This window comes from Nocardioides pelophilus (assembly GCF_014180685.1).
Taxonomy (GTDB): Bacteria; Actinomycetota; Actinomycetes; order Propionibacteriales; family Nocardioidaceae; genus Nocardioides; species Nocardioides pelophilus.
Map to the genome: position 1 here is coordinate 1 of NZ_JACEHF010000210.1, position 6,467 is coordinate 6,467.

The window sequence follows — 6,467 nt, forward strand, 5'->3', positions numbered from 1 at the left end:
CTGCTCGCTGGCGAGGGCCTCCGCCCGGACTCGCTCGGCGTGGGCGGCCTCGGCGAGGGCCGCCTGCTCCTCAGCCTTCCGCTCGGCCTCCTCGCGCCGGGCGGCGCTCGCGCCGGCGAGCTCGGCGCGCTCCCGCGCGGCCTCCTCGGCCTCCTCGCGGGCGGTGGCCGCGCGGAGGGCGACCTGTTCCGCCTCGGCGCGTGCCTGGCTGGCCTGCGCGGCGAGCTCGGCCTGCTCGCGTGCGAGCCGGTCGGCCTCACCACGGGCGGTCGCTGCGCGCTGCGCGGCCTCCTCGGCAGCCATCCGCTCGGCCGCCTGCTCGGCTGCTGCCATCTCGGCGTCTCGGCGCAGCTGGGCCGCGAGCGCGGCGACGGCCTCGGTGTGCGCAGCGTCGACCTTCGGCGGATCGGCGGGTTCGGACCCGCCCGTCTCGCCGGCAGCGTCGGGACCGCGTGGCACCACGGTGTCGCCGCGGCGCCGGGGCCAGAGCTTGCGCTGCGGGGGAGCGTCGGGGAGCGGTTCGGCGAACCCGAGGTCGAGCGCGTCGGCGATCACCTTCCGCGCCGCATCGATGTCAGGGGTGTCGCTCAACGCATCGGTGTCGCTCGAGGTGCTGGCCGCGCGATCCGGTACGACGAACGAAGACCAGTCCACGCTGTCGTCGCCCTCGGGCGCGAACTCGTCGTACTCGTGGGGCTCAGGCTGCGCCCGGCCGGTCACCCGGCTGGCGATGTCCTCGAACGGCAGGTCGACGTCGGCCTCGGCGAGATCCGGCTCGGGCAGGTCGTCGGGTGCTTCGTCGTCGCCCGTCTCCGCCGCCTCGGCACTCCTGCGGATGAAGGCCTCGACGTCCTCGGGATCGAGCTCGCCCAGCTCCGGTGCGTCGTCGTCACGACGTTTCCAGGGCAGCCGGGAGCGACCGCGCGCACGGCGCGGCTCATCAGGGTCGCGCTCTTCCGGCGCAGGCCCGTCCTCGGTGACCGAACTCATCAAGGCCGATCGTATCCGGGTGAAGGGGTTTCGTGTGACGGTTGCGACCCATGGGATGGACGGTGGTACTGCACGTGTGTGTCGGCGGCGGCGTGGTCGAAACCGAGGCCCGAGTACAGCCGTAGGGCCGGCTCGTTGTCCGACTCGACGTAGAGGTGCACCTCGGCCACACCCCGGCTCGCGAGGTGGCGGAGCCCGGCCACCGTGAGCGCCTTGCCGAGTCCCCGGCCGTGGGCGGCCGGGGGGATGCCGATGATGTACACCTCACCGTGGTCGGCGTCGTGTCGTTTGGTCCAGTGGAACCCGAGGAGGTCTCCGTCGGGACCGACGGCGAGCAGCAGCCCGGCCGGGTCGAACCACGGCTCGGCCATCCGCTCGGCCAGGTCGTCGGCCGACATCGAGCCCTGCTCCGGGTGCGCGGCGAACGCGGCCGCGTTGACCGCGAGCAGCGCCTCGGCATCCGTCATGCCGAAGTCGCGGATCGTCACGCCCGCCGGCGGCTCCGCCGCAGGCAGGGGTACGACGGACGGCCGGCGCATCACCCACAGCTCCCGCGCCCGGGCGAAACCGAGGCGATCGGCGATCACCCGAGCCGCGGGGTGGTCGCCGTGCGCCCACGCGGTCAGCTCACCGGGATCGGCAGCTGCGGCCGCGGCGAGGCGACCGCCGAGGCCGTGGCCGCGGGCCTCGGGGGCGACCGCCAGGTCGAGCGCGGTGCCGCGGCGGAGGGCGAAGCCGTCGGTCTCGACCCACGCCGACGTGTCGGCCAGGCCGTGGTGCTTCAGCCGCAGGTGCACCGACTCGTCGACCGGGTCGTGTCCGTCGACGGCCCGGCAGGCGCGTCGTACGCCCTCGATGGCGACGAGCGGGTCCCGGGGAGTCACCCGGAGACCCTAGGACACGCCTCCGGTCAGGCGTCGGCCGACTCGGACGCCCGGTCGGCCCCGTCGGACGACTGGTCCTTGGTGCCGTCCTTGCCGCCGTCCTTGGTCGGCAGCACGAAGCGGTAGCCGACGTTGCGCACCGTGCCGATCAGGGTCTCGTTCTCGGGGCCGAGCTTGGCCCGCAGCCGCCGCACGTGGACGTCGACGGTGCGGGTGCCGCCGAAGTAGTCGTAGCCCCAGACCTCCTGGAGCAGCTGCTGGCGGGAGAACACGCGGCCGGGGTGCTGCGCCAGGAACTTCAGCAGCTCGAACTCCTTGAAGGTGAGGTCGAGCACCCGCCCGCCCACCTTCGCGGTGTAGGTCGCGTCGTCGACGACCACCTCGCCGGAACGGATGACGTGGGCGTCGGGGTCGGCCGCCTCGCGGGCCGCGGCCAGCTTGCCGATGGCCAGCTTGATCCGCGCCTCGAGCTCGGCCGGTCCGCAGGTGTGGAGGACGACGTCGTCCATGCCCCAGTCGTGGGACACGACCGCGAGGCCGCCCTCGGTGGCGACCAGGATGACGGGCACGTCGGTGCCGGTGGTGCGGATCAGGCGGCACAGGTCGCGCGAGCCGGCCAGGTCCTGCCGGCCGTCGACCAGCACCAGGTCCGACTCCGGCGCCTCGAGCAGCGCGCTGCCCTCAGCGGGCAGGATCTTGACCTGGTGGCCGAGCAGCGCCAGGCCGGGCAGCACCTCGGCAGACGGCTGGAGGGCGCTCGTCAGGAGAAGCAGGGTGCTCATCCGGGTCTCCTCACTGGCACGGACGTGCCATAGAGAGACCGAAACGCAACACTGGGCCTCGGCCGGTTTTCCTGGGGGAGAGGATACCGAAACGTGGGGATGTCGCGGAAGGGAACAGACGGTGGGTGAGACGCAGGTCATCCTGGTCCGCTACTGGGCGGCCGCACGATCTGCGGCCGGCGTGGCGGAGGAGACGCTGGAAGTTGCGGGCCCGGTCACGCTGGCCGACGTGCGGGCCGAAGTCGTACGCCGCCACGCGGGATCCCGGCTGCCCGAGGTGATCGCCGTCTGCTCGGTCCTGCTCGGCGACCAACCGGTCGCGACCCTCGACCCGACCGCCGTCGCCGTACCGCCGGGCTCGACGGTCGACTTCCTGCCGCCCTTCGCGGGCGGCTGAGGCGCGGATAGACTCGGCCGTCGGCATCCGGGGGGTGGAGGAACAGGTGGCGAGACCAGGCCGTGGCTTCGTGCTCACGAGTGCCGTCCTCGCGCTCGCTGCCGGCCTCGCCGCAGCCGCCACCCAGGGTCTGGTCTTCGCGGCGGTCACCGTCGTCGCCGCGGTGTACGTCGCTGTCCTGACCACGTTCGGGCTGCGCAACACCGGGATCGTCGCCATGGTGCTCGCCTTCGGGTTCGCGCCGATGTACCGCGGTGCCGAGGGTCTGACGGGCGGGACGGTGCCGCCGACGGACGTCTTCATCCTCCTCGGCATCCTGCACCTGCTCCCCACCTTCCTGGGCAACCGGCTCAAGCTGCCCCCGGTCTACGTGATCGGTCTGCTGCTGACCGCGGTCCTCTCGCTGGTCTCCGTCATCGTCACGGGCGACCTCTTCAACAACGCCTTCTACGCGGGGCAGTGGCTCTTCTTCATCGGCGCGCTGCCGATCGTCATCGCCTGGTGGCGACCCCACCGGACGATCGTGGTGTGGCTGCTGTGGGCCTACCTGGCCGGGCACCTCATCAGCACCGCCAAGGCGATCACCGAGGGCGCCGTGTTCGCCAACCGGTACGACGGGTTCACGCACCACCCGAACGCCTTCGGGCTCGGGGGCGTGACGTCGATCGCGATCGTGCTGTTCCTCCTGCACCACCACAAGGACCTGCGGGTCCGCGTGCTCCTCCTGGGCGTCGTCGCGATCAGCCTCCTGTCGGTGAGCCTCAGCGGCAGCCGCGCGGCGATCGTGGTCCTTGCCGCGCTGGTCGTGCTGATCCCCATCGTCGAGCGGTCGGCGCTGATGGGCGTCGGGCTGGCCGTCGTCGGGGCGCTCGGCGTGCTGAGCATCCCCTTCGTCATCGACGCGAGCGGCGAGGAGACCGCGTTGGGCCGCCTGGCCGGGGGTGGCACGGCGTCCGGGTCGGACAAGATCCGGGAGGCGGCGTTGGAGGACGGGTTCGCGCGCCTGTGGCAGTCGCCGATCCTCGGCTCCGGGTTCAAGGACGTCGAGCAGTACCACAACGTGTACCTCGAGGCCGCGGTGGCGATCGGGATCCTCGGGCTCGCCTGCTACCTGGTCGTGATGTTCGCGCTGGCGCGCCCGCTCTTCACCCATCATCCGCTGCGGCGGTTGACCTACATCGTGTGGGTGTTCATCGGGATCGCGCCGACCTTCCCCGGCCTGTGGGACCGCACCGTCTGGGTGCCGGCCTCGTTGGCAGCCCTGGCGATGCTGACGCCGGAGACGCAGAACGCGCCGGCCGACCCCGAGGTCGAGCCGACGCGCTCCCAGCCGGTGGTTCCCGGGGTCAGCCCAGGTCGCGCTTGACCTGGTCGTAGACCCACGCGTAGGTCCGGGCCATGCCGTCGGCCAGCGGGGTGGACGGCTCCCAGTCGAACACCTCGTGGATCAGGGTGTTGTCGGAGTTGCGGCCGCGGACGCCCTGGGGTGCGTCGAGCTGGTAGTTGCGGGTGCACTTGATGCCCGCGATCTCCTCGACGATCGAGTAGAGCTGGTTGATCGAGACCAGCTCGGAGCTGCCCAGGTTGATCGGCTCGACGTGGTCGCCGGCCAGGATCATCTGCGAGCCCTTGACGCAGTCGTCGATGTACATGAACGACCGGGTCTGCTCGCCGTCGCCCCAGATGTCGAGCTCGTGCTCGCCGGTGAGGACAGCGGTCGCGATCTTGCGGCACACGGCGGCCGGGGCCTTCTCGCGGCCTCCGGTCCAGGTGCCCTCGGGGCCGTACACGTTGTGGTAGCGCGCGACCCGGGTCGTGAGGCCGTAGTCCTCGCGGAAGTGGCGGCACATCCGCTCGGTGAAGAGCTTCTCCCAGCCGTAGCCGTCCTCCGGCATGGCGGGGTAGGCGTCCTCCTCGCGGAGCGCGGTGATGGCGGTGTCGGTCTGCTTGTCGGCGGCGTAGACGCAGGCCGACGAGGAGTAGAAGAAGCGCTCGACGTCGTGCTCCTGCGCGGCCTGGAGCATGTGGGTGCTGGTCAGCACCGAGAGCATGCAGAGCGCCTTGTTGTTCTCGATGAAGCCCATGCCGCCCATGTCGGCGGCGAGCATGTAGACCTCGCCCGCGCCGGCGGTCGACGCGAAGGCGTTCTCGCGCAGGGAGAGGTCACTCTGCAGGTTCTGGGCGTCAGGGTGCACCTGGTACCACTCGTCGAACGGCTTGACGTCGACCGATCGCACGCTCTTGCCCTGCGCGAGCAGGTCGGCCACCAGGTGGCCGCCGATGAAGCCGCCACCGCCGGCGACGACGACGTCTACAGGTCCAGCAGACATGTTCGAGAACACTCCCTTGTCAATGGCCCCCCAAAGAACGGATGTCACTCTCTCATTCGAGCCGCGTCATCGTGGCCTATCGACAAATCCTGAACGATCTTCGGGCCGGGCGGGTCCGGTTCGCCGCGATCCGGTCCCTAGGCTGACGCCGTGCGAGACCTGCAGGGACGGACCGTCCTCATCACCGGGGTGACCGGCCAGGACGGCATCTACCTCGCTCGTCACCTCCTCGCTCGCGGCGCCCGAGTGGTCGGCGCCGCGCCGGCGGCCGCGTCGCCGGCCGACCTCTGCGCGGCGTACCTCGACGGCGTCACGCTGGCGCCGGCCGACATCTGCGACGCCGACGCCGTGCGGCGCCTGGTCTCCGACGTCCGGCCGGACCAGGTCTACAACCTCGCAGCCGTCAGCTCGGTCGCGCGGAGCTGGGACGAGCCCGAGGCCACCTTCGCCGTCAACCACGCGGCCGTCGAGACCCTCGTCGCGGCGCTGCTCGAGCTCCGGGACGAGACCGGCCACGAGGCGCGGTTCTTCCAGGCGTCCTCGGCCGAGGTCACCGGGTCCGCCGCGCACAGCCCCTATGCGCGCGCCAAGGCGGCGGCCGAGGAGGTCGTGCGCGAGGCGCGTTCCGCGCGCGGCCTGCACGCCTGCTCGGCCCGGCTCTACAACCACGAGAGCCCGCTGCGGACCGCGGCGTTCGTGACCGGCAAGATCACCCGCGGCGCCGCCGAGATCGCGGCCGGACTCCGCGCCGAGCTGCGGCTCGGCAACCTGGAGGTCAGCCGCGACTGGGGCTTCGCCGGTGACTACGTCGAAGCGATGGTCCGGATGGTCACTGCCGAGGAGCCGCTCGACCTCGCCATCGGTACCGGCACGACGCACAGCCTCGACGACCTGCTCCGGATCGCGTTCGCCGCCGCGGGGATCGACGACCCCGCGCCGTACGTCGTCGTCGACCCGGAGCTCTTCCGGCCGGCCGACACGGCCGTCCTGGTGGCCGACCCCGAGCCGGCCGCGGCCGCGCTCGGCTGGCGGGCCACCACCACGTTCGAGGACCTGGTGCGGCTGATGGTCGACGTCGACCGCG

The 6,467-nt window shown here is 71.9% G+C and carries 6 protein-coding genes and 1 pseudogene; 3 read left to right on the top strand and 4 right to left on the bottom strand.

Annotation, left to right across the window (positions count from 1 at the left end; genetic code table 11):
- The 3 genes and pseudogenes from H0488_RS21175 to H0488_RS21185 all read right to left on the bottom strand — a co-directional run.
- Positions 1-990 (bottom strand): annotated as a pseudogene (locus tag H0488_RS21175) (hypothetical protein); the annotation flags it as partial.
- Positions 990-1,874, bottom strand: coding sequence for a mycothiol synthase (gene mshD, locus H0488_RS21180; RefSeq protein ID WP_183101196.1), 885 nt, complete (start codon positions 1,872-1,874; stop codon positions 990-992). The pseudogene H0488_RS21175 and the gene mshD, both read right to left, overlap by 1 nt.
- Before the next feature lie 26 nt (positions 1,875-1,900).
- Positions 1,901-2,656: a response regulator transcription factor gene (locus H0488_RS21185; RefSeq protein WP_183101197.1), complete on the bottom strand. Its 756-nt coding sequence runs from the start codon at positions 2,654-2,656 to the stop codon at positions 1,901-1,903.
- Positions 2,657-2,777: 121 nt separating this feature from the next.
- Between H0488_RS21185 and H0488_RS21190 the strand changes: the two genes are divergently transcribed.
- Both H0488_RS21190 and H0488_RS21195 read left to right on the top strand, forming a co-directional pair.
- Complete coding sequence (locus H0488_RS21190; RefSeq protein WP_183101198.1) at positions 2,778-3,053, top strand: MoaD/ThiS family protein; 276 nt, start codon at positions 2,778-2,780, stop codon at positions 3,051-3,053.
- 46 nt (positions 3,054-3,099) lie between these two features.
- Positions 3,100-4,419 carry an O-antigen ligase family protein gene (locus H0488_RS21195; RefSeq protein WP_183101199.1) on the top strand — a complete coding sequence of 440 codons (1,320 nt, stop codon included), beginning with the start codon at positions 3,100-3,102 and terminating at the stop codon, positions 4,417-4,419.
- Here the strand turns inward: H0488_RS21195 and H0488_RS21200 are convergent.
- Positions 4,400-5,383 carry an NAD-dependent epimerase/dehydratase family protein gene (locus H0488_RS21200; RefSeq protein ID WP_183101200.1) on the bottom strand — a complete coding sequence of 328 codons (984 nt, stop codon included), beginning with the start codon at positions 5,381-5,383 and terminating at the stop codon, positions 4,400-4,402. The two genes, H0488_RS21195 and H0488_RS21200, sit on opposite strands and share 20 nt — an antisense overlap.
- Positions 5,384-5,533: 150 nt before the next feature.
- Here H0488_RS21200 and H0488_RS21205 point away from each other — a divergent pair.
- The coding region (locus H0488_RS21205; protein ID WP_183101201.1) for a GDP-mannose 4,6-dehydratase at positions 5,534-6,467 on the top strand (934 nt) is incomplete at its 3' end.

What these genes read in the sequence shown, in the direction of transcription:
- H0488_RS21200 (WP_183101200.1), bottom strand. Translation starts at nt 5,383, where the DNA reads ATGTCTGCTGGACCTGTAGACGTCGTCGTCGCCGGCGGTGGCGGCTTC.
- H0488_RS21185 (WP_183101197.1), bottom strand. Translation starts at nt 2,656, where the DNA reads ATGAGCACCCTGCTTCTCCTGACGAGCGCCCTCCAGCCGTCTGCCGAG.